Genomic DNA, 24,349 nt, shown 5'->3' on the forward strand with positions numbered 1-24,349 from the left:
CATGCTCGACAGCGTGCAGGCCACCGTTGACACCGCCCTTGAAGACGATGCCGCCAAGGGCGTCTTCCGGGTGGCACGGGACATCTTCACCGATCCCGCGCTCTTCGAGCTCGAGATGACGCACATCTTCGAAGGAAATTGGATCTACCTGGCGCATGAGAGCCAGATCCCGAACAACAACGACTACTTCACCACGACGATGGGCCGGCAGCCGATCTTCATCGCCCGCAACCGTCAGGGTGAGTTGAACGCCTTCGTCAATGCCTGCAGCCACCGCGGCGCGATGCTTTGCCGCCACAAGCGCGGCAACAAGTCCACCTATACCTGCCCGTTCCACGGCTGGACCTTCAACAACGTCGGCAAGCTGCTGAAGGTGAAGGACCCCGAGGGCGCGGGCTACCCGGAGGGCTTCAACAAGGGCGGCAGCCACGACCTGACGAAGGTGGCGCGGTTCGAGAGCTATCGCGGCTTCCTTTTGGCAGCCTCAACCCCGACGTGAAGCCGCTGGCCGAGCACCTCGGCGAGGCGACGAAGATCATCGACCTAATCGTCGACCAGTCGCCGGATGGGCTCGAGGTGCTGCGCGGCGCCTCCACCTATGTCTATGACGGCAACTGGAAACTGCAGACCGAGAATGGCGCGGACGGCTACCATGTCAGCGCCGTCCACTGGAACTACGCGGCTACCACAAGCCGTCGCAAGGAAGCTGCGCAGGCGGACGCGACGCGGGCGATGAGCGCCGGCGGCTGGGCCAAGGGCGGCGGCGGCTTCTACTCCTTCGAGCACGGACACCTTCTGCTTTGGACCAACTGGGCGAACCCGGAGGACCGGCCGAACTGGGAGCGGCGCGGGGAGCTGGCGGCGCAGTTCGGCCAACCGCGCGCCGACTGGATGGTGGGGCGCAGCCGCAACCTCTGCCTCTATCCCAATGTCTACCTGATGGACCAGTTCTCCTCGCAGATCCGCACCTACCGGCCGATCGCGGTCGATAAGACCGAGGTGACGATCTACTGCATCGCCCCGAAGGGCGAGGCGCCCGAAGCCCGTGCCCGCCGCATCCGCCAGTACGAGGACTTCTTCAACGCCTCCGGCATGGCGACGCCGGATGACCTCGAGGAGTTCCGCGCCTGCCAGATGTCGATGGGCGCGCGCGCCGCACGCTGGAACGACATGACGCGCGGCGCGCAGCACTGGATCCCGGGTCCCGACCCAGCAGCCGAGGCGATCGGCCTGAAACCGCTGATGAGCGGCGTGAAGACCGAGGATGAGGGGCTCTTCGTCGTGCAGCACAAGTACTGGCAGGAGGCGATGCAGCGCGCGCTGTCCGCCGCCCCCGGCAAGACCGAAGGCTGAGGAGCAGCACCATGTCCACCACCATGGAAGTCCCCGTCCGCAACGGCTTCACGCTGCAGGACGCGACCCTGTTCCTGTACCGCGAGGCCCGCGCCCTGGACGACAAGGAATGGGACGCCTGGCTGGCGCACTACGCGCCGGACGTGGAGTTCTGGATGCCGTCCTGGGACGACGACGACCGGCTGACCGAGGACCCGCAGACCGAGATCTCGCTGATCTGGTACGGCCACCGCGGCGGCCTCGAGGATCGCGTCTTCCGCATCCGGACCGAGCGCAGCAGCGCGACGAGCCTGCCGGAGCCGCGTACCTCGCACAACATCAGCAACGTGGAGATCCTGGAGCAGGCGGGCGGGCTGACCAGGCTGCGCTTCAACTGGGTGACCTACAGCTTCCGCTACAAGACGACGGACACCTATTTTGGCACCTCCTTCTACACGGTTGACACCACCGGGAGCGGCCGCTGATCCGCAGCAAGAAGGTCGTCCTGAAGAACGACTACATCCACCACGTCGTCGACATCTACCACATCTGAGCGGAGCGGACGGCCATGACCCACAGCATCGCGCTCAATTTCGAGGACGGCGTCACCCGCTTCGTCGAGGCCCGCGCCTGCGAGACCATCGCCGATGCCGCCTACCGGCTCGGCATCAACGTCCCGCTTGACTGCCGCGACGGCGCCTGCGGCACCTGCAAGTGCCGCGTCGAATCGGGCGAGTATGACGGCGGATCCTATATCGACGACGCGCTGACCGAGGAGGAGGCCGCATCGGGCCTGGCGCTCGCCTGCCAGGCGCGACCGAAATCCGATCTTGTCGTCGCGGTCCAGGCGGCGTCAGCCGCCTGCAAGACTAGGCCGCAGGCCTTCGAGACAGTGCTGCGCGGCGTCGAGCGGCTGTCGGCGACCAGCCTGGCCTTTACGCTGGAGCGCCCGGCGGGCCTTGCCTTCCTGCCGGGGCAATATGTGAACCTGCGGGTGCCGGGGACCGACCAGCGGCGCTCCTACTCCTTTAGCTCGGCCCCGGGCGCCGCCACCTTGTCCTTCCTGGTGCGGGACATCCCGGGCGGGCGCATGAGCGGCTGGCTCGGCACCGCGCAGCCCGGCGCGCAGATGGAGTTCACCGGCCCCGCCGGGAGCTTCTACCTGCGCGAGGTGGGGCGGCCGCTGCTGTTCCTGGCGGGCGGGACGGGGCTCGCGCCCTTCCTGTCCATGCTCGGTCGGCTGGCCGCCACGGGCACCGGCGGCCATCCCCTGCACCTGGTTTACGGCGTGACCAACGACGCCGACCTGGTCGGCGTGGCGGAGCTCGGCGCCTTCGCCGCCCGGATTCCCGGCTTCACCTATTCCACCTGCGTCGCGACGGAGGCCAGTGCGCATCCGCGCAAGGGCTACGTCACCGCGCATCTGGAACCGCGCCACCTGAATGGCGGCGATGTGGATGTTTATCTCTGCGGCCCGCCGCCGATGGTGGATGCCGTCCGCGGCTGGCTTGCCGCACAGGGCGTGACGCCTGCCAGCTTCCACTATGAAAAGTTCTCGCCGAGCGGGCCCGCGGATGCGGCGAGGCTGGCGGCATGAGGACCTATGCGGGCCGCTTCGCCGGCAAGGTGGCGCTCGTCACCGGGGCCGCCCAGGGCATCGGCCGCGAGGTCGCGCTGCGCCTGGTGCGGGAAGGGGCGCGCGTCGCCCTGGTGGATCGCTCGGCGCTGGTCGAGGAGGTCCTGCAGGAGGCGGGCGGCGAGGCCGTCGCTGTCACCGCCGACCTCGAAGCCTACTCTGGCGCGGCCGAGGCCGTGGCACGCGCCCGGGCCGCCTTCGGGCGGCTCGACATCCTCGTCAACAATGTCGGCGGAACGATCTGGGCGAAGCCCTTCGCTGGATACGACGCGGCGCAGATCGAGGCGGAGGTCCGTCGCTCGCTCTTCCCGACGCTCTGGTGCTGCCGCGCCGTCCTGCCGGCGATGCTGGAGGCTGGGGGCGGCGTGATCGTCAATGTTTCCTCGGTGGCGACGCGTGGCGTGAACCGCGTGCCCTATGCCGCCGCCAAGGGCGGGGTGAACGCGGTCACCGCCTGCCTCGCCATGGAATATGCCGGGCATGGCATACGAGTCTGCGCCACCGCACCCGGCGGCACGGAGGCGCCGCCGCGCCGCGTGCCGCGCAACGCCGCCCCGCGGAGCGCGGAGGAGGAGGCCTGGATGCAGCAGGTGGTCGACCAGACCAAGGCGTCCAGCCTGATGCACCGCTACGGCACGATCGAGGAGCAGGCGGCGGCGATCCTGTTCCTGGCCTCGGACGAGGCCTCCTACATCACCGGGGTCACCTTGCCCGTCGCGGGCGGGGATCTCGGCTGATCGACCAGCACCACCCACCCTGCAACGGAGGAACGTGAGATGACCGACAGCCTGATGGAGACCAAGGAGGTCAAGGATCTGCTGATGAAGGTCAGCAATCTCGGCGACGGCACCGGCGATGTGCGCATGAAGCGCATCGTCCACCGCGTGGTGTCCGACCTGTTCCGCACGATCGAGGATTTCGACGTGCAGCCGGACGAGTTCTGGTCCGCGGTATCCTACCTGACGCGGCTTGGCCAGGCGAACGAGACCGGGCTGCTGGTGCCGGGCCTCGGGCTTGAGACCTTTCTCGACCTGCGCATGGACCAGGCCGAGCGGAAGGCGGGCCTCGAGGGTGGCACGCCGCGCACCATCGAGGGCCCGCTCTGGATCGAGGGCGCGCCGCTGTCGAGGGGGAGGCGCGGCTCGACGACGGCACCGAGCAGGGCGAGGTGCTGTTCATGGATGGCCAGGTGCGCGACGTGCAGGGCCGGCCGGTGGCGGGCGCGGTCGTGGATGTCTGGCACGCCAATACGCTCGGCGGCTATTCCTTCTTCGATCCCAGCCAGGCGAAGTACAACCTGCGCCGCCGCATCGAGACCGATGCCGATGGCCGCTACCGCTTCCGCTCCATCCTGCCCTCCGGCTATGCTTGCCCGCCGGACGGTGTGACGCAGGAGCTGCTGAACCGCCTCGGCCGGCACGGCCACCGGCCCGCGCATATCCACTTCTTCGTCGTGGCGCCCGGCTACCGGAAGCTGACCACTCAGATCAACATCGACGGTGACGAATACCTGCACGACGATTTCGCCTTCGCCACGCGGGACGGGCTGATTCCGAGGTACGGCGGGTCGAGGACGCCGAGACTCTGCGTGCCAGGGGCCTGAACGCGCCCTGCGCCGAGATCACCTTCGACTTCGTGCTGCATGCCGAGGGCGCCGCGGCGCCCGGCACCGTCGTGAACCGCGCGCACGCCCCGGCGGGCTGGCCGCGCGTGGCCCGGCCCCATCGTGGCCGGGCCTTCCCGATCCTGCGTGACACCGGGCGGCGCGCAACCCGCGCGCCGCCGCCCCCGACTGCGTCCCGAGCGGAGCCCTTGCATGCCCGACAGCCCGATCACCATCCCGGCCGACCTACGGAACGACCTCGCCATCCACTCCGTCCGCAGCACGATCGTCGACGTGCCGACGGTGCGCCGGCACAAGCTTTCGCAGACCTCGGTGACGGCGCAGAGCTACGTCATCATCGAGCTCCGCCTGGCGAACGGCGTAGTCGGCATCGGCGAGGCGGCGACCCTCGGCGGGCCGCGCTGGAGCGAGGAGAGCGTCGAGGCCATCAAGGCCAATACCGACGCCTACCTCGCCCCTGCCCTGCTCGGCCTGCCGGCCGACCGCTTCGCGGTCGCCGGGGCCCGGATGGACGCCGCGGCGAAGCGCAACAACGCGGCAAAGGCCGCCATCGAGACCGCGCTGTTCGACGCCGTGGGACGGACGCTCGGCGTCCCGGCCGCGCTGCTGCTCGGCGGGCTGGTGCGCGACAGCGTGCCGGTGCTATGGACGCTCGCTTCCGGCGATCCCGCGCAGGAGATCGAGGAGGCCGAGGCGAAGCTGGCGGCCCGCCTGCACGACACCTTCAAGGTCAAGATCGGCGCCCTTTCGCCGGCGGCGGACCTCGCCCGGCTGCGGCGCCTGGCCGGCGCGCTCGGTGACCGCGCCAGTCTCATCGTTGATGCCAACCAGGCCTGGGACGAGACCACGGCCAATCGCTGCCTGCCGGTGCTGGCCGAGCTCTGGCGTGACGCTGGTCGAGCAGCCGCTGCCGGCCTGGAACATCGCCGGGATGGCGCGGGTGCGGGCGCGCTCGGCGGTGCCGCTGATGGCCGACGAATGCGTCTTCTCCGGCCACGACATGCTGGCGGTGGCGCAGGCCGCGGCCGCCGACGTCGTCTCGCTGAAGCTCGTCAAGCATGCGGGGCTGCTGGCCCTGCAGAAGGTCGCCGCGGTGGCCGAGGCGGCCGGCATCGGCCTCTATGGCGGCTGCCTGCTGGAAAGCTCGATCGGCGCCGCCGCGCATCTGCACGCCTTCGCCGGCCTGCGCGAGCTGGCCTGGGGCTGCGAGCATTTCGGGCCGCAGATCCTGACGGACGATCTCGTGGAGGAGCCGCTGCGCTTCGAGGAATTCCGCGTGCACCTGCCGGCCGGTCCCGGCCTCGGCGTCACGCTCGACCGCGCCAAGCTGCGCCGCTACGCGCGCGCCTGAGGGAGGACCCGATGCTCTACCATGTCAGGATGGACGTGCGCGTGCCGCATGATGTCGACCCCGCCCGCTTCCAGGCGCTGAAGGCCGAGGAGAAGGCCCGGGCGGAGGCGCTGCAGCGCGCCGGTACCTGGCGACACCTGTGGCGCATCGCAGGGGCCTACGCGAATGTCAGCATCTTCGACGTGGCCGACCACGACGCGCTGCACGCGATTCTCGCCACGCTGCCGCTCTTCCCTTTCATGGAGATTGCGGTGACGCCGCTCGCGCGGCACCCCTCGGCGATCGACTGATCCCGCTCGGCCAACTCACGCCACAATACAACAGGAGAGGAAATCCATCATGCCACCTTCCCGCAGCATGAACGTCGAGGATGTCATCGACGCGAGATCCCGTCTCTGGCTTCCAGAAACGTGTCATCGCGCTCTGCTTCCTGGTCGTCGCAATCGACGGCTTCGACACGGCAGCGATCGGCTTCATCGCTCCCGCGCTGCGGGCGCAATGGGGCGTGACGCCGGCGCAGCTCGCCCCGCTGTTCGGCGCGGGGCTGTTCGGCCTGATGGTCGGTGCCTTCGTCTTCGGGCCGCTGGCCGACCGCTGGGGCCGCAGGCCCGTCCTTGTCGTAACGACGGCCTTCTTCGGGCTGGCGACGCTGGCCTCGGCATTCTCGGGCTCGGTCGAGATGCTGACGGCGCTGCGCTTCGTCACCGGGCTCGGCCTCGGCGGTGCGATGCCGGCCGCAATCACCCTCACCTCGGATTCTGCCCGGCGCGCCGGCGCGCCTCGCTGGTGACGCTGATGTTCTGCGGCTTCACCATCGGCTCGGCGGCGGCGGGCCTCGCGGCCTCGCACATCGTCGGCGCCTTCGGCTGGCAGGGGCTGCTGGTGCTGGGCGGCGCGCTGCCGCTGGCCCTGGTGCCCGCGCTCGCGGCGCTGCTGCCGGAATCGCCGCGCTACCTTGCGCTGCGCAACGCGCCGGCCGAACGAGTCACCGCCGTGCTGCGGCATATCGCGCCGGCGGCCGACCTGTCCGCCGTGGCCTTCATCAGTGCCGGCCGTGCGAAGGGCCTGCCCATCGCGCAGCTGTTCCGGGGCGGCCTCGGCACCGGCACGCTGCTGATCTGGACGACCTTCTTCATGAGCCTGCTGGTCTTCTACCTGCTGTCGAGCTGGCTGCCGCTGCTGATCACCACCGCCGGCTTCTCCTTGAAGAGCGCCGCGCTGATGGCGGCGACGCTCGCCACCGGCGGCACGGTCGGCGCCATCCTGATCGGCTGGCTGATGGACCGCTTCGACCCGCACCGCGTGCTCGCCTTCGCGTACCTCCTGGCAGGTGCCTTCGTGATGCTGCTGGGCAGCGCCACGGCGATGCCCTGGCTGCTGGTCTTCGCCATCTTCGGCGCCGGCTTTGGCGTGGCCGGGGGACAGGTCGGGGTGAACGCGCTGGCGGCCGCCTACTACCCCACCGCGGTCCGGGCGACCGGCGTGAGCTGGGCGAACGCGGTCGGCCGGATCGGCTCCGTGCTCGGGTCGATGGTCGGCGGTTTCCTGCTCTCGCTCGGCTGGGACCTCGCCACGGTGTTTAGCGTTGCGGCGGTGCCGGCCTTCCTGGCGGCGCTGGCCATGCTCGCCAAGGGCTTCGCGCGGCGGCCATCCCCCTCGGCGCTAGCGGTCGCGGCGGAATAGTAACGGATTGCCGGGGCACGGGCGCGGCCCGTGCCCGCCCAGGGAGGACAGCATGCCAAACCCCGTCATCATCGCCGTCGCCATCACCGGATCGGTGCCGCGCAGGAAGGACAACCCGGCGTTGCCGGTCACGGTCGCGGAGCAGATCGAGAGCACCCACGCCGCCCATGAGGCCGGCGCCACGCTTGTGCATGTGCATGTCCGCAACGACGACGAGACGCCGAGCTCCGATCCCGCCAGGTTCGCCGCCTTCCAGGAGGGCATCCGCCGCCATTGCCCCGACATCATCGTGCAGTTCTCCACCGGCGGCCGCGGCCGCGCGCTGGAGCAGCGCGGCGCCATGCTGCACCTCCGGCCCGACATGGCGAGCCTGGCGACCGGCAGCGTGAACTTCCCCTCCATCGTCTACGAGAACCCGCCCGGTTTCGTGCGCGGGCTCGCCACCACGATGCGCGATCTTGGCATCAAGCCGGAGATCGAGGTGTTCGACCTGGCCATGCTCACCAACACCGCCGCACTCGTCGCCGAGGGGCTGATACTGCCGCCGCCGCATGTGCAATTCGTCTTCGGGGTGAAGAACGCGCTGCCGGCGCGGGAGGACATCCTGGATTTCGAGCTGGCGCTCATGCGCGAGCTGATCCCGGGTGCGACCTGGACGGCGGCCGGCATCGGGCGCGACCAGTTCACCGTCGCCCGCTGGGCGCTCGCCCGCGGCGGCCATGTCCGGACCGGGCTCGAGGACAATATCCGCCTGGACCGGCATACCCTGGCCCCGTCCAACGCCGCGCTCGTGCGGCGCACGGCCGAGCTCGCCGCGGGGCCGGCCGCCCCGTCGCGGACACCGCCACCGCGCGCCGCATCCTCGGCCTGCCGCCCGTGCCGGCGCGGCACGCCGCCTGAGGCGCCGGTCGCGTTCCATCCGCGGGGGACGGCAGCCTCGCCGGGCGGGCAGAGGCGCGGGCTTGCATCGGCGCCGGGCCGGCGACTGCATCCTGCCTTTGCCGAGGAGCGTCGTCGCATTTTCGCCCCTGCTGCGCATCCTCCCCGCCCTTGCCTCGCTCAGCGGCGGACCCGCTGCCCCGGCGCCGGCGACTTGCGCCAGGTGCCACGCCACCGACCGGACCGGGGCCAGCCCCTCGCCGCGGCGGCGCCCTTCCGCAGCCTTCACCGGCGCCATCCGGTCGGGCAACCCGCCGCGGCGCTGGCCGATGGGATCTAGGCCGGGCATCGTGCGATGCCCGGGTGCCAGCTCCGCCAGGGGCCGATCGCCGACCTTGTGGCCTATCTCAGGACGCTGGAATCCTGGCCCGACCCGGGGCGGCGCGCCACCCCGGCGCCGTGCCCTAAGCGCCCCGTGCCGCGTCCGGCGGCCTGCCCGATCGCACCGCAGTGAGCGCCGCCCCGGCGAGGATCAGGGCGCCGCCGCAGATCAGGCCGGCGTTGATCGCCTCCCCCAGCATGAGCGTCGAGATCAGCACGCCGACCACGGGGATGATCATGAAGGCGATCGCCGCGGCGGTCGGGGTCAGTCGACGCGACAGCTCGATGATGCAGCAGGTGCCGAAAGGGGCGACCACCAGCCCGTTGAAGGCCGCCAGGGGCCAGGCGGCGGGCGGGATGCCGCCATCCGGTTCCAGCAGGATGGCCAGGCCCACCAGCAGCGCCGCCGAGAGCGCGAAGGCCCAGGGCAGCAGCGCGATCAGTTGCATCCGTGGCGGCCAGGCCTTGGTCACCAGGATGGTGCAGGCCCAGGCGAGCGCCGCGGCCAGCAGCAGGGCATACCCGCAGATCTCCTCGCCGATCCCGCCCGCCTCGGCTGCGGCAATCGACCAGGGATCAATGACAGTGGCGACGCCGGCCAGGGTCAGCGCCGCCGCAATCCAGCGGAGCGGCGGTTCACGCTGCCGCAGGATCGCGGCGAGCGGAACCACCCAGATGACCGCGGCATTCGAGAGGATGGCGGTATGCCCGGCCGGCACGTAGCGGACGGCGAAGCTGCAGAACAGGAAGAACACGGTCAGCTGCAGGATGCCGATCGCCAGCAGGGCCGGCAGGTCCGGCCGCGATGGCCGGCGCAGCTGGCCGGATGTCAGCAGCAGAAACGTCGAGGCGAGCGCCGCCAGGCCGGAGCGGCTCGCGGTCAGCCAGATCGAGGTGGCGCCGGTGCCCAGGATGGCGACCTTCACCGCCGGCCAGGACGCGCCGAATAGCAGGACCGCCGACAGCAGCAGCAGCACGGTGGAGCAGGCCACGCCCGGCCGTTGCGCCGCCACGGCCGGGCGTCGCGCGGCAATCTCTGGTCCTGCCTGCGGCGGCATGGTGTGGTGCTAGCGGCGCGTCAGGACCCGACCAAATGCCGCAGGTCGGCCGCATCGAGCCGGTAGTAGACGCGCGGCAGGAGCCTGGCGCCTTCGCTGCTGTAGAGGCTGCGGGCATCCGCATTGCCCGATTCCGCCGTCCAGTCCAGTGCGGAGAAGCCCTGCGCCAGGGCCAGCGCCGCCGCGGCGCGCAGCATGGCGCGGGCAACACCGCGCCGGCGCATCGCCGCGGCAACATAGAGATCGCGGATGTAGAGCGAGCGCGACAGTTCGTTGGCCGGAAAGCTGACATTCAGCACGATGGATCCGGCCAGGCTGCCATCCGCCGCATGGGCGACTAGGATGCGCGGCGCGAAGCCGTCCTGCTGCTGCGCCGCGCAGGCCTGCGCCGCGGCGCCCGCCGCGACGTCCTGGGTCACCGGCTTGCCGTAGTGACGCTGCATCTCTGCCCAGAGCGTCGCCAGCGTCGCGGCATCCTGGGCCGTCAGGCGGCGTATCGAATAGGGCTGTTCGGCCAGCAGGACGGGCTGGGCGGCGTCGCGCAAGGTCACCGGTTACCTCATTGCAGCAAGGGTCGGACAGCCTGGCCTCGGCCGGCCGGCGGAGGCATCCCGCCGGTCTGACCGCCATCCCGGCGTCCGGGAAACGTGTGAAAGATCTTTATACGCAATCCGTGGTTGCATTCCAAGTCATCTATTTGATAGTCTCAGCGCTGCCGGTGAAGTCCAGGGTCTTCGCGATGACTTATGAATTTCTGAACCATTCAGTAATCCTTTCTGCGCGTTCGCTGAGGCTAGCCGCATTCGCGGCCCTGACCGCGCTGACCTTCGCCGCTGCCGTCCCAGCCCAGGCCGACCCGCTCCTCGAGCTCGACGTGGTCGGCGGCCTCGCCGGCGTGCAGCAATACGACGCGCATGAGGCGCCCTTCTGGACCCGGCGGGTGCCCGAGATCACCGCAGGCCAGGTGCATGCGCAAATCGTGCCCTTCGACCGTAGCGGCATCCGCGGCCAGGAGATGCTGCAGCTGCTCCGCCTCGGCGTGGTGTCCTTCGGCAACGTCCTGCTCGGCCTGGCGGCGGCCGACGAGCCCGAGCTGAACGCGATCGACTTGCCGCTGCTCAGCCCGGACATGGGCGCGCTGCGCCGCACCGTCACGCTGTGGCGTCCGCGGCTCGAGGCGCTGCTGCAGGAGCGCTACGGCCTGGTCCTGCTCGCGGTCTATACCTACCCGCCGCAAGTTGTGTTTTGCAGCAAGGCCTTCGGCGGGCTCTTCGACCTTGGCGGCCGGCGCATCCGCACCTCCTCGGTCGGCCAGTCGGAACTGGTGACGGCACTGGGCGGCGTCCCCGTGGTCATTCCCTTCGCCGAGATCGTCGGCGCGATGCGGACCGGCGTCGTGGATTGCGCCATCACCGGCGCCCGGTCGGGCAATTCGATCGGTCTGCACGAGGTCTCGACGCATGTCTCGCGCCTCGGCGTCAGCTGGGGCGTCAGCGTCTTCGTCGCCAACCAGGCGGCCTGGGACGCGCTGCCGGCCGAACGCCGGGCCGAGCTGCGCCAGGGCCTGGCGGCGCTGCAGGAGGAGATCTGGCAGGCGGCCGACCACGAGCGGCAGGACGGCTTCGACTGCAACGCCGGTCGGCCGAGTTGCGAGAGCGGCCGGCCGGGCCGCATGACGATCGTCGAGGAAAGCTGGCAGGACGACGCGCTGCGGATCAAGCTGCTGAGCGACGTCGTGCTGCCCAACTGGGTCCAGCGCTGCGGCGGCGATTGCGCCGCGGAATGGAACCGGCTGATGGCGCCCGAGCTCGGCATCCAGGCGAAGGCGCGCTAGGCGATGCCCTCCCGGAATTCGCGGCACGCGATCGGCATCGTCGCGGTTGCCCTGCTCTTCGTGATCGGCATCGGCACCGCGCTGCTGCTCGACCAGATGCGCAGGACCGCGCGCGACGCGGCGGAGGGGTGGTGCAGCGCGCCGCCTCCGTGGTCGAGAGCACCGTCAACCGGCTGTTCCTGCAGATCGACGGGACACTCGCCAGCCTGCCCGATCTGGTCGGTCAGGTCGCCCGGAACCAGGCCTCGGATGCCGAGGCGGTGTCGCGCATCCTCCGCAGCATCAATTTCCAGAACCTCAACTTCCGCGACCTGCTGCTGGTTCAGCCTGACGGCATCGCCTGGGCCAGCGCGCAGGTTTCCTCGCGCGACCGGCCCCTGCCGGTCGGGCTGCGGGAGATCGGTCCGGCGGTGCGCTCGGGCGCCGTCAGCATCGCCGGCCCGGTGCAGAACCCGACCACCGGGGAATGGGCGCTGTTCTTCGTACGGCCAGTGCGGCTGCCGCATCTCGGCATGCTCTACGCCGCGGCCGAGGTGCCCATCCCGCTGATGGTCACGCTGCTCAATCCCGCCGCCGAGGTGCCGGGGCTGCGCGTCGCGGTGACGCGGACCGATGGCCGGCTGCTGGTCGGCCTGCCGCATGACGAGGCGCGGCTCAGCCGGCAATCGGCCGGGGCCGCCGACTCGGACGTGGCGACTGCGGCGACGCCCGCGGCGATGATCACGGCGGCGCGGCCGACGCTCTACCGCACTATCGCCATCGCCGTCACGCTCGATGCAGCGATCGGCGTCACCGAATGGCGGCGTGACCGCGACCGGCTGGTCGGCGTCGCGCTCGGCGCCTCCGTCGTGGTGGTCGCGCTGGCCCTGGCGGCGCTGCTGGTTGTGCAGCAGCGCGAGCGAGGCGAGGAGGAACGCCGGCGCGCCCGGGCGACGCTGGAAAGCGCCATCGATTCCATGTCGGACGGCTTCGTCATGTTCGATGCGGAGGACCGCCTGGTGGTCTGCAACAAGCGCTACCGGGAGATGTATGGGCTCAGCGCCCCCTTCATAGTGCCCGGCGCCAGCTTCGAGCATATCATCCGCGAGGGTGCGCAGCACGGCCAGTACCCGCAGGCCGGGGAGGACATCGAAGGCTTCACGCGGGAGACCGTGGCCTGGCACCGCGGCGACCATCCGCCGATGGAGCGGATGCTGCCCAACGGCCGCTGGCTGCTGATCACCGAACGCCCGATGCCGGATGGCGGCACGGTCGGCATCCGCACCGACATCACCGCGCAGAAGCAGGCGATGCGCGAGCTGGCGATCGGCGAGCGGCGCTACAGCGCGCTGGCCAAGGCGGGGGCGATCGTCACCTGGCAGGCCAGCGCCGACGGCACCATCCTGGAGGCCCCGGGCTGGGCCGCCCTGACCGGCCTGCCCGATGCGGCGCTGCGCGACGGCCGCTGGCTATCCGTGATCCATCCGGAAGACCAGGCGATGGTGCTGCCGAACTGGGTCGCGGCGGCCGATGCGGACGGGTCGGTCGACATCGAATTCCGCATCCTGACCGGCGCCGGCTGGCGCTGGATGCGGGTGCGCGGCGCGCCGGTCTACGAGCCGCCGCGCACCGAGCCGCTGGAATGGGTCGGCACCATCCACGACGTGCACGACCGCCGCGCCGCCCAGGCGGCGCTGGCGGAAAGTGAGGCGCGCTTTGTCCGCGCCATCTCCGCGGTCGGCATGGGCACCTGGGACTGGAACCTGGCGACCGACGTGCTGCACCTCTCGCCCGGCTACGAGGCGCTGTACCAGAAGGAGGAAGGCACGCTGCCGACGGCGCGCGCCGCGGCCGATGCGACCCACCCGGACGACGTCGCCACCGTCACCGCGGCGGTGGACCGCGCGCTGAAGGGCTCCGAGGGCGACAGCTACGACATCGAGTTCCGCATCGTCCAGCCCGGCGGCGGCCTGCGCTGGCTCCGCATGCAGGGCCGCGCCGAGCGCGACGCCGAGGGCCGGGCCGTGCGGATGAGCGGCGTGACCCAGGACGTGACCGCCAAGCACGATGCCGAGCTACAGCTGGCGCACATGGCGCGGCACGACCCGCTGACCGACCTGCCGAACCGGACCCTGCTGCGCGAGCGGATGGATGCAGCGATGGCGGATGCGAAGCGGGGCGATGCGAGCGCCATCTTCTGCCTCGACCTCGACCGCTTCAAGCAGGTGAACGACACGCTCGGTCACCCGATCGGCGATGCCCTGCTGCGGGCGGTCACCGACCGGCTGCTGGGCTGCATCCGCAAGACCGACATGGTGGCGCGCATCGGCGGCGACGGATCCGCGATCGTCCAGTCCTCGGTCAACCAGCCGAGCGACGCCAGGGCGCTGGCCCGGAGGATCATCGCGGCGATCAGCAAGCCCTACGAGATCGAGGGCAACCGCATCGTCATCGGCACCAGCCTCGGCATCGCCATCGCGCCGCAGGACGGGGTCGATTCCGACCGGCTGCTGCGCAGCGCCGATCTGGCGCTGTACCGGGCGAAGACCGACGGTCGCGGGACATTCCGGTTCTTCGAGCCGGAGATGAACATCCGCATGCAGGCGCGGCACGCGCTGGAGACCGACCTGCGCCGGGCCCTGGTGCAGCGGGAGTTCGAGGTCTTCTACCAGCCGCTTATCGACATCCGCACCCGCCAGGTCTGCAGCTTCGAGGCGCTGCTGCGCTGGCGGCACCCGGAGCGCGGGCTGGTGGCGCCGGACAGCTTCATTCCGGCGGCCGAGGAGCTCGGCCTGATCGGCCAAATCGGCGAGGTGGTACTGGCGCGCGCCTGCGCCGAGGCGACGCACTGGCCCGCCGGCATCAGGGTCGCGGTCAACCTCTCGCCCGCCCAGTTCGCCGATCCCGGGATGATGGGCATGGTCATGGGGGCGCTGCACCGTTCCGGCCTGCCGGCCGAACGCCTCGAACTCGAGATCACCGAGACGCTGCTGCTGCAGGAGAGCGAGGACGTGCTGGCGACGCTGCACGAGCTGCAGCGGGTTGGGGTCACCATCTCGATGGATGATTTCGGCACCGGCTATTCCTCGCTCAGCTACCTGCGGAAATTCCCGTTCCGCAAGGTCAAGATCGACAAGTCCTTCATCCGTGAGCTGGGCAACGATCCGGGCAGCGGCGCCATCGTCCAAGCCGTGCTCGACCTGTGCCGGACGCTCGGCATCAAGACGACGGCCGAGGGCGTCGAGACCGAGCAGCAACTCGCCTGGCTGGACGCGGCCGGCTGCGCCGAGGCGCAGGGTTACCTGTTTAGCGCGGCGCGGCCGGCGGCCGAGATTCCGCTGCTGCTGCGCCTGCTGAACGAGGCGCCGGTCGCTGCCGGCGCCTGACGCGAAGCCGATCCGACACCACCAGGGAGAGACCAGACCATGCCGCTATTCGCCATCATCGCCCATGACAAGGTCGACGCGGACGCCCCGGCGCGGCGCCGGGCGGCCCGGACCTCGCATTTCGAGCGGATGCAGGCGGCGGTCGGCCGCGGGCTGATCCGCTTCGCCGGCAGCATGCTCGGGCCGGATGGCGCGATGACCTGCTCCATCGTGCTCTGCGACTTCCCGGACCGGGAGGCGCTGGACCGCTGGGTCGCCGAGGAACCCTATGTGCGGAACGGCGCCTGGGACCGTGTCGAGGTCGCGCCGGTTTTCGCGGCGGTCGAGGACGGCGCCATCACCGAGACCTGGCTCCGGCTGATGGCGGCGCATATGGCGGCCGCCTGAGCGGCCGGCAGGTCACCCGGCCTGGACGAGGCGCAGCACGGCGCCCTTGCCCCTTACCTCCGCCTCCTCGAACTCGGCCGCGGCGATCGCCCGGTCGAGGGCGGCGCGCAGCTCCCTCGCCGAGTCGAGGGTGAGCTCGACGCCGGCTCGGGCGGAGGGCCCGAGCCCGGTGTTGAGGAAGTCGAGCGTGATGACGTCGCCAAGCGGCGCATGCCGCGCATGGTCGTAGGCGACCACCGCCTGGGATAGCGGGAACCACGCCTCCCCGCGCTTGGCCATGCCTTCGGCGCGGGCGATCTCGACGATCGAGGTGCACATGCGCCGCGCTCCTACTTCGACAGATGCCGGCCGAGGAAGGCATGTACCTTGGCCCAGCCGTCCATCGCCTGCTCCGGCCGGTAGAGCGGCCGGTGCCAGTAGAAGAAGCCGTGGCCGGCGCCGTCATAGCGGTGGAACTCGTAATCCTTGCCGTGCCGCTTCAGCGCGGCCTCGTGCTGGTTCACCTGCTCGGGGCTCGGCGCGCGGTCGTCGTTGCCGAACAGGCCGAGCAGCGGGCAGGACAGGTCCTTGGTCATCTCGATCGGCGCGACCGGGGTCTTGGCGTTCAGCTCCTCCGGCCCCATCACCACGCGGCCGCCCCAGAGGTCGACGCAGGCATCGACGTCCTGCTTCTGGCAAGCGTAGAGGAAGGCGTGCCGGCCGCCGGAGCAGGAGCCGAAGAGGCCTACCTTGCCGTTCTGGCCCGGCTGCGCCCGCATCCAGGCTACCGCCGCGGCGGTGTCGCCGACCATCTGCGCGTCGGGAATGCCGCCCTCGGCCCGCACCTTGGCGGCGACGTCGTCGGGGTGCCCCTCGCCCGCGCGCTCGTACAGGTTGGCGCAAATGGCGAGGTAGCCGTGGTGCGCGAAGCGGCGCGTCGTCTCGATGTAGAACTCGCTCCAGCCCGGCAGGTGGTGCACCAGCACCACGCCGGGGAAGGGGCCGGGGCCGGAGGGCCGGGCGACATAGGCGGTGATCGGGGTACCGCCGTCACCCTTCAGCGTAACATTCTCGCAGGTCATGCCGCGGTAGAATTCCATCGGTCGTCCTCCTCGGTCTTGGGCCAGGATCGGGCCATCGGCAGGAGTATTCGACGATCGCCTGGCCGGGGCAACAACGGGACGGCCGGGCCGCGGGTCGTGCGGCCGGTGCGCGGGGGCCGGACGGCGGGCTTGCGGCGCGGCCATCGCGGCCAAACATCGAGCGCTCCATGCATGTCCTCAAGCTCGCCGCGTCGCTCTTCGCCTTGTTCTTCCTCCTGCCCCTCGGAGTCGCAACGCTGCTCTACCAGCGCACCGGCGTCGGCGCCGATTGGTGGAGCGCGGACCGCTCCAGCATCGGCCACCTGCCGCCCGCGTCCCAGGCGCCCGCGGCCGTGGTCCGCGTCTTCGCCGCGCCCACCGTCCGCTGGCGCGGCATCTTCGCCGTGCATTGCTGGCTCGTCCTGAAGCCCGAAGGCGCCGCCGCCTATACCCGTTACGACTATACCGCCTGGGGCGACCCGATTCGGGTGAACGGCTTCGCCCCGGACGGCCGCTGGTTCGGCCGCCACCCGGAACTGGTCTTCGCCGCGGATGGTGCGGCCGCCGCCGCGATGATCCCCCGCATGCAGGCGGCGATCGAGGGCTACACCTGGCGCAACCGCGGCGACTACCGCGCCTGGCCCGGGCCGAACTCCAACACATTTGTCGCCGCCGTGCTGGCCGCGGTGCCGGAGGCCGCCGTGTCGCTGCCGCCGACCGCTGTCGGCAAGGACTTCCCGCATGACGGGCGCTGGCTGCGCCGCACCCCGTCCGGCACCGGCCTGGCGCTTTCGCTGGGCGGCTATGCCGGCCTGACGCTCGGCTGGGTCGAGGGGATCGAGCTGAACATCCTCGGCGCGGTGGCCGGTCTCGACCTTCGGCGGCCCGCCCTGAAGCTGCCGGGCCTCGGCCGGCTGGGCCTGCCCGGGATGCCGGCCGGCGCGGCATCCTGACCGCGGCCCCCCGGCTTCGCGGCCGGACGCGGATTGCCTATGGTCCGGGCTGCCCGGGCGTCGCCCGGCCGTGCGGAGGAAGGATGGGGATGAACGTGCAGGGTCCGGTCTATCTGCGCTGGCGCGCCGGCCGCCCGTTGCCGGAGGAGGCGCGGTTCGAGACGCTCGACGCCGCGCTCGATGCCGTCGAGGCGCGCTGGGCCGAGCTGCGCCACCAGGCGCCGCAGCTGCTGGACGCGCGGCGCATCCTGCTGCTCAGCACCGCCGAGTTGGTGGCGATGGCGGAGGAGGAGCCCCGGCCGGCTAGTGCGCGGCATCGCCGCCTGTCTCCACACCCTTTGTTAGCCCACCAGCGCGACGCAGGCGAAGCCGACGCGGGCCTCGGTCGGCACGCCGAACAGCGCGGTGTGGCGCGCTGGCAGGCCGCCGGGGAAGTGCTTCACGTATTCCGCGTTGCAGGCGATATAGTCGGCGCGGTCGCTGATCAGCATCGTCACCTGTACCACGCGGTCGAGCCCGCTGCCCGCCTCCGCCAGCAGCCCGGCAATGAAGCCGAGCGCGTTGCGCACCTCCTCGGCCGGCGTGGCGCCGCGATGGATGCCGCGCGCCGGGTCATGCGGCGCCGAATGGCCGGAGACCCAGACCAGGCCGCCGGCCTTCACCGCGCGGCTGAAGGGACGCGCGGAGCCGGGCTCCGGCTGGCCGAGGAATTCCATCCGTCCATCTCCCGTCATGACCAGGCCCGCCAGAAGAAGGCCGCGGTCATCGCCGCGCTATAGGCCACGACGAAGCCGCGCAGCCAGGGCGCCGGGACGCGTCGCGCCAGCACCGCGCCGAAATACCCGCCGATCACCGCCGCCACCAGCATCACCAGCGTCTCCGGCCAGCGCACCGGCCCGGCCAGCGCGAAGCACAGCACCGCGACCGCATTGGCGGCGCTGACCAGCAGCGTGCGCCCGGCGCTCATCGCCTTGATGTCCACCTCGCCGAGCAGGCTCCAGACCGCCATCATCATGATGCCGACGCCGCCGCCGAAATACCCGGCATAGACCGAGAGCAGCACCTGCGCGCCGAGCAGCACGCCCGGCCCGATCCGCACCCGCCGCCGCAGCGCCTCGCCGATCCGGCGGCCGAAGGCGAAGGCGAGCGTCCCGGCCAGCAGCAGCCAGGGCAGGATGTCGTCGAAGGCGCGCTGCGGCGTGACCAGCAGCAGCACCGCGCCCACCAGCCCGCCGCCCAGGCTGATCAGCACCAGGGTGCGCAGCGGGATGCCCTCGAAGGAGGTGAAGTCGCGTCGCCAGGCCCAGGCGCTGGCCAGCGTTCCCGGCAGCAGCGCGACGGTGCTCGAGGTATTGGCGGTGACCGAAGGCAGGCCGACGAAGACCATGGCGGGGATGGTGACGAAGGACCCGCCACCGGCCGCGGCGTTCATGGCGCCGGCCAGCAGGCCCGCGGCGAAGAGGATGAGATGGGCTTCCATCGGCGCAGCTTGGACGCGCCGCCGCCCGGCCGCCAGCATCCCCCGCCGCGGCGCAGGGTTGACGCGATGGATGCTGCCCCGCAGCATTCCGCCATCATCCGGAGGCGACGGACCGCGCGCATGACCCAATCTGCCATCGTGCTCGGCGCGGGAATGGTCGGCGTCTCGGTCGCGCTGCACCTGCGGCGGCGCGGCTACGAGGTGATGCTGGTCGATCGCCGCGGCCCGGGGGAGGGTGCCTCCTTCGGCAATGGCGGGCTGATCCAGCGGGAGGCGGTCTACCCGCATCCCTTCCGCGCGCGCTTGCCGAGCTGCGGCGGATCGCCGGCAACCGGGCGACCGACGTCCATTACCACCCGCTCGCGCTGCCCGGCTTCGTCTCCCCGCTGCTGCGCTACTGGTGGAATTCGGAACCGACGCGGTACCTGCAGGCGGTGCAGGCCTATGCAAGGCTGATCGCCACCTGCCTCGATGAGCACTACGCTCTGGCGACCGGCACCGGGGCCATGGCGCTGCTGCGGCCGATCGGCTGGATGCGGATCTTCTCGCGGCCCGAGACGCTGGCCGCGGCGCTGGAACAGGCGGAGACGGCGCGGCGCGACTACGGCATCGGCTTCGCCGCGCTGGACGGCAAGGCGCTGGCCGCGGCCGAGCCCTCCCTGCTGGTCGAGCGGGCCGGCGCCATCCACTGGACCGACCCGGTCTCAGTCAGCGACCCGCATACGCTGACGCTCGCCTATGCCGGCATGTTCACCGCCGAGGGCGGACGCTTCGCCATCGGCGACGCCACCACGCTGCGCCGGGCCGGCGCGGGCTGGCAGGTGCAGACCGAAGCCGGCCCGGTGGAGGCGGCGGAGGTGGTGGTGGCGCTCGGCGCCGCCGCGGGGCAGGTGACCGGCCCGCTCGGCTATGCGCCGCCGATCTTCGGCAAGCGCGGCTACCACATGCATTACGGCCTCCGCGGCAATGCGGTGCTGCACCGGCCGATCCTGGATACCGAGAGCGGCTTCCTGCTGGCGCCGATGCGGGCGGGCATCCGGCTGACGACGGGGGCGGAATTCGCCCGCACCGATGCGCCGCCGACGCCGGTGCAGCTCGAGCGCGCGGAGCCGGTGGCGCGTTCGCTGCTGCCGCTGGCGGACCGGGTGGAGTCGACCCCTTGGATGGGCGTGCGGCCCTGCACGCCGGACATGCTGCCGATCATCGGCCCGCTGCCCGGCCAGCCCGGCGCCTGGTGCGCCTTCGGCCATGCGCATCAGGGGCTGACGCTGGGGCCCACCACCGGCCGGCTGCTGGCCGAGATGATGACCGGCGAGACGCCCTTCGTCAGCCCGGAGCCCTACCGGGCGGAGCGCTTCTAGACGCCGCTGCGTGCCTCGTTCCATGCTGCGCGCGGCCCGGGAGGACGCGCGCGATGAAATTCGCCCTGCATTTCGGCAACAACACCTTCCCCGACGGTGCCGCCGCCGCCCGGCTGGCGCGGCTGGCCGAAGCCGCCGGCTTCGATTCCGTCTTCGCGGTGGACCATGTCGTGCTGCCGGATGCCTATGACAGCACCTACCCGTATGCCGCGGGCGGGCGGCTGCCGGGCGACCAGTTCTCCGCCATGCCGGATCCGCTGATCTGGATGGCCTTTGCCGCCGCCGCGACCACCCGGCTGCGGCTGATGACCGGCGTGATCATCCTGCCGCTGCGCAACCCGCTGGTCCTGGCCAAGCAGGTGGCGACGCTCGATCACATGAGCGGCGGGCGGATCGAGCTCGGCATCGGCGTCGGCTGGCTGCGCGAGGAATTCGACGCGTTGGGCGTGCCTTTTGCCGCGCGCGGCCGCCGTGCCGACGACTATATCGCCGCGATGCGCGCGCTGTGGCGCGACGAAAGCGCCAGCTTCGCCGGCGAGTTCGTCCGCTTCCACGGCGTCAGCTGCAGCCCGCGGCCGGTGGCGGGCGCAGTCCCCATCATCGTCGGCGGGCATTCCGAGGCGGCGGCGCGCCGCGCCGGGCGCCTCGGCGACGGTTTCTTCCCCTCGATCGGCGCGCAGGTCGATACCATGCCGCTGCTGGAGGTGGCGCGCCGCGCCGCCGCGGCGGCCGGGCGCGACCCGGACGCGATCGAGATGCTCGGCGACTGTCCCGGTGCGCTGCCGGGTTCCGGCGAGGACCCGCTGGCGGCGGTGGAGGTGCGGCGCAAGCAGGGCATCCACCGCGTGGTATTGCCGGTCAACCGCTTCATGCCGGACCTGGAGGAAAGCCTGCCGCGCTTCGGCGAGACGGTGATCCGCGCCTTCGCCTAAGCGCCGATGAACGCGGTCGGCACTCCCGCCGCATGGTCGCGGATGGTGAAGAGCCGCGTCCCCGGCTTCCGCCCGATGCGCAGCGGCGAGACCGGCACCCCCGCCGCCTCGAGCCGCGCATGGGTGGCGCCGACATCCGGCACCCGCCAGGTCAGGCCCCAGAGGCTGTCGGGCGCATCCGTGATCCCGCCGGCGAGGTCGTGCGAGACCTCCACCACCAGGTCGCCGCAGCGGAAGAACAGCAGCCGCTGGCCCCAGGCGGGGTTGCTGCGGTCGAGCCGGAGTTCGAGCCCCAGCCGGCCGGCGAGCAGTGCGATCGTCCGCTCCGGATCGCCGCTGCGGATCACCGCGTGGTCGAGCCGGGTCGCCGAGGCCGCGGCGGCGCCCGGCCGCGTCAGCAGCAGGTGCAGGCCGCGCGCGGCATCGGGCCGCAGCGGCGTGGCCTCGCCGCCCTGCCAGGGCAGCGCCGGGCCGGCGGCGGGCAGGCCGCGGCGTTCCAGCAGCCGCGCCGCGCCCTCCGGCTCCGCCACCGCGAAGGCCAGCGCGCCGAGCGCCGCGCCCGCCCCGTCCGGCCGGTGCGCGACATGCCGCGCCAGCGGGCTGGCCGCGCCGCGCGGCGCCACCAGCACCAGGGCGGTATTGGCCAGGCCGAAGCGGGCCCAGTCGAGGTCCTCCGCCGCGCCGCGTGCCTCGCAGCCTTGGGCGAAGAGCGTCCCATAGACCGCGATGGCGGCGTCCAGCGCCGCCACCGCCAGGGTGATGTGGTCCAGCCCCAGGACCGGGCCGCCGTCACGCGATGCCATGCTGCGATTGCTCCGCCAGGGGGCTGACGCTGCCGCGTGCCGGGAATCGCCGCAATGGGGTTGCCGACCGCCGCCGCGCTCCGCACCCTGCCGGCGCAACCGGAGGAAACACCGATGAGCGACGACGCCGCCTTGTTCGACAAGGGCCTGCCCATCCGCCGCAGCGTGCTCGGCAGCGACTACGTGGACCGCTCGCTGGGGTCCGCCGACGACTTCATGATGGGCATCCAGCGCGCCGCCACCGCCTGGGGCTGGGGCTGGGCCTGGGGCGACCCGGCGCTGGACCGCAGGACACGCAGCATGATGAACCTGGCCATGCTGACCGCGCTCGGCCGGCCGCATGAACTGAAGTTGCATGTGAAGGGCGCGCTCAACAACGGCATCACGGTCGAGGAGATCAAGGCCGCGCTGCTGCACGCCACCGCCTATTGCGGCATCCCCGCCGGGCTCGACGCCTTCAAGGCGGCGCATGAGGTGCTGGTGAGGGAAGGCGCGATCCCGCCGAAGGATTGACGCGGCTGGCGCCCGCGGCTTGGCTTGCTGCAAGCCAGGTCGCGGGGTCCAAGAACAAGATGCAAACCTACGACTACATCGTGGTCGGCGCGGGATCCGCCGGCGCGGTGGTCGCCAACCGGCTCTCGGCCAATCCGGCCAATCGCGTGCTGCTGCTGGAAGCCGGCCCGGCGGGCAGCCCTTGGACGCATGTGCCGATCGGCTATGCCAGGATGATCGCCAACCCTGCGGTGAACTGGCTCTATGCGTCAGAGCCCGAGCCGGCGACCAACGGACGCCGCATCCCCGTGCCGCGCGGCCGCATGCTCGGCGGCTCCAGCTCGCTCAACGGCCTCGCCTTCGTGCGCGGCCAGGCCCAGGATTTCGACACCTGGGCGCAGCTCGGCAATCCCGGCTGGAGCTACGCCGACGTGCTGCCCTTCTTCCGCCGGATGGAGCGCTATGAGGGCGGCGGCGACGACCGCTTCCGCGGACGCGAGGGGCCGCTGCGCGTCACCAATCCGCGGCCAGACGACCCGCTCTATGCCGCGGTGATCGCCGCGGCGGCGGAGGTCGGCATCCCACACAACCCCGACTACAACGGCGCGACGCAGGACGGCATCGCGATGAGCCAGGCGACCATCGCCGGCGGCCGCCGCATGTCGACCGCCGCCTGCTACCTGGCCCCGGCCCGCGGCCGCCCCAACCTCCGCATCGAGACCGGCGCCCTGGCCGAGGCGCTGCTGCTGGAGGGCGCGCGCTGCACCGGCGTCCGCTATTCCGTCGGCGACGCGGTGCGGGAGGCGCGCGCGGGCCGCGAGGTGGTGGTCAGCGGCGGCGCGGTCAACTCGCCGCAGCTGCTCGAGCTCTCGGGGATCGGCCAGCCGGACCGGCTGCGCGACCTCGGGATCGAGGTGCGCCAGGCGCTGCCCGGCGTCGGCGAGAACCTGCGCGATCATTACGCCCCGCGCACCCGTTGGGCGGTCGGCGCCCGCGGCTACACCTTCAACGACCGCGGCCGCGGCTTCGGGCTGTTCGGCCAGGCGATGCGCTTCGCCCTGACGCGCGAAGGAATGCTGAGCATGGTCGGCGCGCCGATGCGCGCCTTCCTGCGATCGCGGGAGGGGCTGGAGGCGCCCGACCTGCTGCTGGGCTGGGTGCCGATGCTGATGGAGCCGGGGCCGAAGGGGCCGCGGCTGTCGCGGCAATCCGGCATGACCTGCTACGCGCATCCGATGCGGCCGGAGAGCAAGGGCAGCATCCATGTCACCGCCGCCGATCCGCGCCGCGCGCCGGCGATCAACTTCAACTTCCTCTCCTCCCCCGTCGATGCCGAGCTGACGGTGACGGCGATCCGTCTGGCCCGCCGCATCATGACCGCGCCCAGCCTGGCGAAGCTGCGGCTGACCGAGATTGCGCCCGGCCCGGACTGCACGCGGGACGACGAGATCATCGACTGGGTGAAGCGCGCGGCGGAGACCACCTACCACCTGGTCGGGACGTGCCGGATGGGCACGGATGCGCTGGCGGTGGTGGATGCGCGGCTGCGGGTGCATGGCATCGCCGGGCTGCGCGTGGCGGATGCCTCGATCATGCCGACGCTGACCTCGGGCAATACCAATGCGCCCTGCATCATGATCGGCGAGAAGGCGGCGGATATGGTGCTGGCGGACGCGGCCTGAAAAAGAAAGGCTGGGGGAGAAGGTATTCTCCCCCGGGCCCCCTCATCTATTTTTG

General features: G+C 71.5%; 26 protein-coding genes and 3 pseudogenes. 22 read left to right on the forward strand and 7 right to left on the reverse strand.

Annotation, left to right across the window (positions count from 1 at the left end; all coding sequences use genetic code 11):
* Position 1: 1 nt before the first annotated feature.
* The 13 genes and pseudogenes from ACQ86J_RS20785 to ACQ86J_RS20845 all read left to right on the forward strand — a co-directional run bounded on the left by ACQ86J_RS20785 (position 2) and on the right by ACQ86J_RS20845 (position 8,845).
* Positions 2–499, forward strand: coding sequence for a Rieske 2Fe-2S domain-containing protein (locus ACQ86J_RS20785; protein ID WP_431267027.1), 498 nt, complete (start codon positions 2–4; stop codon positions 497–499).
* Positions 496–1,353: an SRPBCC family protein gene (locus ACQ86J_RS20790; protein ID WP_431267028.1), complete on the forward strand. Its 858-nt coding sequence runs from the start codon at positions 496–498 to the stop codon at positions 1,351–1,353. Before ACQ86J_RS20785 ends, ACQ86J_RS20790 begins: the two co-directional genes overlap by 4 nt.
* An 11-nt stretch (positions 1,354–1,364) precedes the next feature.
* Positions 1,365–1,817, forward strand: a complete 453-nt coding sequence (locus ACQ86J_RS20795) for an aromatic-ring-hydroxylating dioxygenase subunit beta (RefSeq protein WP_431267029.1) — start codon at positions 1,365–1,367, stop codon at positions 1,815–1,817.
* Positions 1,818–1,900: 83 nt separating this feature from the next.
* Positions 1,901–2,929, forward strand: a complete 1,029-nt coding sequence (gene benC / locus ACQ86J_RS20800; RefSeq protein ID WP_431267030.1) for a benzoate 1,2-dioxygenase electron transfer component BenC — start codon at positions 1,901–1,903, stop codon at positions 2,927–2,929.
* Positions 2,926–3,705 carry a 1,6-dihydroxycyclohexa-2,4-diene-1-carboxylate dehydrogenase gene (locus tag ACQ86J_RS20805; RefSeq protein ID WP_431267031.1) on the forward strand — a complete coding sequence of 260 codons (780 nt, stop codon included), beginning with the start codon at positions 2,926–2,928 and terminating at the stop codon, positions 3,703–3,705. Before benC ends, ACQ86J_RS20805 begins: the two co-directional genes overlap by 4 nt.
* 126 nt (positions 3,706–3,831) lie before the next feature.
* Positions 3,832–3,972, forward strand: a pseudogene (locus ACQ86J_RS20810) (dioxygenase); the annotation flags it as partial.
* A gap of 98 nt (positions 3,973–4,070) precedes the next feature.
* On the forward strand, positions 4,071–4,571 hold the full coding sequence (locus tag ACQ86J_RS20815) for a hypothetical protein (protein ID WP_431272479.1): 501 nt from the start codon (positions 4,071–4,073) through the stop codon (positions 4,569–4,571).
* Between the two features lie 213 nt (positions 4,572–4,784).
* Positions 4,785–5,393 (forward strand): annotated as a pseudogene (locus tag ACQ86J_RS20820) (mandelate racemase); the annotation flags it as partial.
* Between the two features lie 85 nt (positions 5,394–5,478).
* Positions 5,479–5,943, forward strand: coding sequence for an enolase C-terminal domain-like protein (locus ACQ86J_RS20825; RefSeq protein WP_431272480.1), 465 nt, complete (start codon positions 5,479–5,481; stop codon positions 5,941–5,943).
* 11 nt (positions 5,944–5,954) lie between these two features.
* Complete coding sequence (gene catC / locus ACQ86J_RS20830; RefSeq protein WP_431272481.1) at positions 5,955–6,233, forward strand: muconolactone Delta-isomerase; 279 nt, start codon at positions 5,955–5,957, stop codon at positions 6,231–6,233.
* An 80-nt stretch (positions 6,234–6,313) separates the two neighbouring features.
* Positions 6,314–7,215 (forward strand): annotated as a pseudogene (locus ACQ86J_RS20835) (MFS transporter); the annotation flags it as partial.
* Positions 7,210–7,626 (forward strand): MFS transporter, encoded by a 417-nt coding sequence (locus ACQ86J_RS20840; protein WP_431272482.1) that lies wholly within the window; start codon positions 7,210–7,212, stop codon positions 7,624–7,626. The pseudogene ACQ86J_RS20835 and the gene ACQ86J_RS20840, both read left to right, overlap by 6 nt.
* Positions 7,627–7,678: 52 nt before the next feature.
* A complete protein-coding gene (locus ACQ86J_RS20845) occupies positions 7,679–8,845 on the forward strand; it encodes a 3-keto-5-aminohexanoate cleavage protein (RefSeq protein WP_431267032.1) in 1,167 nt (388 codons plus the stop codon).
* 124 nt (positions 8,846–8,969) lie between these two features.
* On the opposite strand, the gene ACQ86J_RS20850 is transcribed toward ACQ86J_RS20845, so the two are convergent.
* Entirely contained in the window at positions 8,970–9,944 is a 975-nt protein-coding gene (locus tag ACQ86J_RS20850) for a DMT family transporter (protein ID WP_431267033.1), read from the reverse strand.
* A gap of 20 nt (positions 9,945–9,964) precedes the next feature.
* Positions 9,965–10,495 carry a GNAT family N-acetyltransferase gene (locus ACQ86J_RS20855; RefSeq protein WP_431267034.1) on the reverse strand — a complete coding sequence of 177 codons (531 nt, stop codon included), beginning with the start codon at positions 10,493–10,495 and terminating at the stop codon, positions 9,965–9,967.
* Positions 10,496–10,818: 323 nt separating this feature from the next.
* On the opposite strand from ACQ86J_RS20855, the gene ACQ86J_RS20860 reads away from it, so the two are divergent.
* The 3 genes from ACQ86J_RS20860 (at position 10,819) to ACQ86J_RS20870 (ending at position 15,530) form a co-directional block, all read left to right on the forward strand.
* Positions 10,819–11,778 (forward strand): TRAP transporter substrate-binding protein, encoded by a 960-nt coding sequence (locus ACQ86J_RS20860; RefSeq protein ID WP_431267035.1) that lies wholly within the window; start codon positions 10,819–10,821, stop codon positions 11,776–11,778.
* A gap of 131 nt (positions 11,779–11,909) precedes the next feature.
* Entirely contained in the window at positions 11,910–15,143 is a 3,234-nt protein-coding gene (locus ACQ86J_RS20865) for an EAL domain-containing protein (protein ID WP_431267036.1), read from the forward strand.
* A gap of 39 nt (positions 15,144–15,182) precedes the next feature.
* Positions 15,183–15,530 carry a YciI family protein gene (locus ACQ86J_RS20870; RefSeq protein WP_431267037.1) on the forward strand — a complete coding sequence of 116 codons (348 nt, stop codon included), beginning with the start codon at positions 15,183–15,185 and terminating at the stop codon, positions 15,528–15,530.
* A gap of 12 nt (positions 15,531–15,542) precedes the next feature.
* On the opposite strand, the gene ACQ86J_RS20875 is transcribed toward ACQ86J_RS20870, so the two are convergent.
* Positions 15,543–15,848: a DUF6295 family protein gene (locus tag ACQ86J_RS20875; RefSeq protein WP_431267038.1), complete on the reverse strand. Its 306-nt coding sequence runs from the start codon at positions 15,846–15,848 to the stop codon at positions 15,543–15,545.
* Between the two features lie 11 nt (positions 15,849–15,859).
* Positions 15,860–16,609: a dienelactone hydrolase family protein gene (locus ACQ86J_RS20880; RefSeq protein WP_431267039.1), complete on the reverse strand. Its 750-nt coding sequence runs from the start codon at positions 16,607–16,609 to the stop codon at positions 15,860–15,862.
* Between the two features lie 170 nt (positions 16,610–16,779).
* Here ACQ86J_RS20880 and ACQ86J_RS20885 point away from each other — a divergent pair, with 170 nt between their 5' ends.
* Complete coding sequence (locus tag ACQ86J_RS20885) at positions 16,780–17,544, forward strand: DUF3750 domain-containing protein (protein ID WP_431267040.1); 765 nt, start codon at positions 16,780–16,782, stop codon at positions 17,542–17,544.
* 341 nt (positions 17,545–17,885) lie between these two features.
* On the opposite strand, the gene ACQ86J_RS20890 is transcribed toward ACQ86J_RS20885, so the two are convergent.
* Together ACQ86J_RS20890 and ACQ86J_RS20895 are read right to left on the reverse strand one after the other, a co-directional pair.
* Positions 17,886–18,260: a RidA family protein gene (locus tag ACQ86J_RS20890; protein WP_431267041.1), complete on the reverse strand. Its 375-nt coding sequence runs from the start codon at positions 18,258–18,260 to the stop codon at positions 17,886–17,888.
* A 14-nt stretch (positions 18,261–18,274) separates the two neighbouring features.
* Complete coding sequence (locus ACQ86J_RS20895) at positions 18,275–19,111, reverse strand: sulfite exporter TauE/SafE family protein (RefSeq protein ID WP_431267042.1); 837 nt, start codon at positions 19,109–19,111, stop codon at positions 18,275–18,277.
* 33 nt (positions 19,112–19,144) lie between these two features.
* On the opposite strand from ACQ86J_RS20895, the gene ACQ86J_RS20900 reads away from it, so the two are divergent.
* Genes ACQ86J_RS20900 through ACQ86J_RS20910 form a run of 3 tightly spaced genes read left to right on the forward strand, consistent with a single transcriptional unit; the run spans position 19,145 to position 21,317 of the window.
* Complete coding sequence (locus ACQ86J_RS20900; RefSeq protein ID WP_431267043.1) at positions 19,145–19,480, forward strand: FAD-dependent oxidoreductase; 336 nt, start codon at positions 19,145–19,147, stop codon at positions 19,478–19,480.
* Positions 19,459–20,385, forward strand: coding sequence for an NAD(P)/FAD-dependent oxidoreductase (locus ACQ86J_RS20905; RefSeq protein WP_431267044.1), 927 nt, complete (start codon positions 19,459–19,461; stop codon positions 20,383–20,385). Before ACQ86J_RS20900 ends, ACQ86J_RS20905 begins: the two co-directional genes overlap by 22 nt.
* Before the next feature lie 53 nt (positions 20,386–20,438).
* On the forward strand, positions 20,439–21,317 hold the full coding sequence (locus tag ACQ86J_RS20910; protein ID WP_431267045.1) for an LLM class F420-dependent oxidoreductase: 879 nt from the start codon (positions 20,439–20,441) through the stop codon (positions 21,315–21,317).
* On the opposite strand, the gene ACQ86J_RS20915 is transcribed toward ACQ86J_RS20910, so the two are convergent.
* Positions 21,314–22,120: a VOC family protein gene (locus tag ACQ86J_RS20915; RefSeq protein WP_431267046.1), complete on the reverse strand. Its 807-nt coding sequence runs from the start codon at positions 22,118–22,120 to the stop codon at positions 21,314–21,316. The two genes, ACQ86J_RS20910 and ACQ86J_RS20915, sit on opposite strands and share 4 nt — an antisense overlap.
* Positions 22,121–22,234: 114 nt before the next feature.
* On the opposite strand from ACQ86J_RS20915, the gene ACQ86J_RS20920 reads away from it, so the two are divergent.
* The gene (locus ACQ86J_RS20920; protein WP_431267047.1) at positions 22,235–22,633 is read left to right on the forward strand and encodes a carboxymuconolactone decarboxylase family protein; all 399 of its coding nucleotides are present in this window, start codon (positions 22,235–22,237) and stop codon (positions 22,631–22,633) included.
* 59 nt (positions 22,634–22,692) lie between these two features.
* Complete coding sequence (locus ACQ86J_RS20925) at positions 22,693–24,294, forward strand: GMC family oxidoreductase (RefSeq protein ID WP_431267048.1); 1,602 nt, start codon at positions 22,693–22,695, stop codon at positions 24,292–24,294.
* Positions 24,295–24,349 lie beyond the last annotated feature (55 nt).

The sequence above is a fragment of the Dankookia sp. P2 genome (assembly GCF_050632255.1).
Classification (GTDB): Bacteria; Pseudomonadota; Alphaproteobacteria; order Acetobacterales; family Acetobacteraceae; genus Paracraurococcus.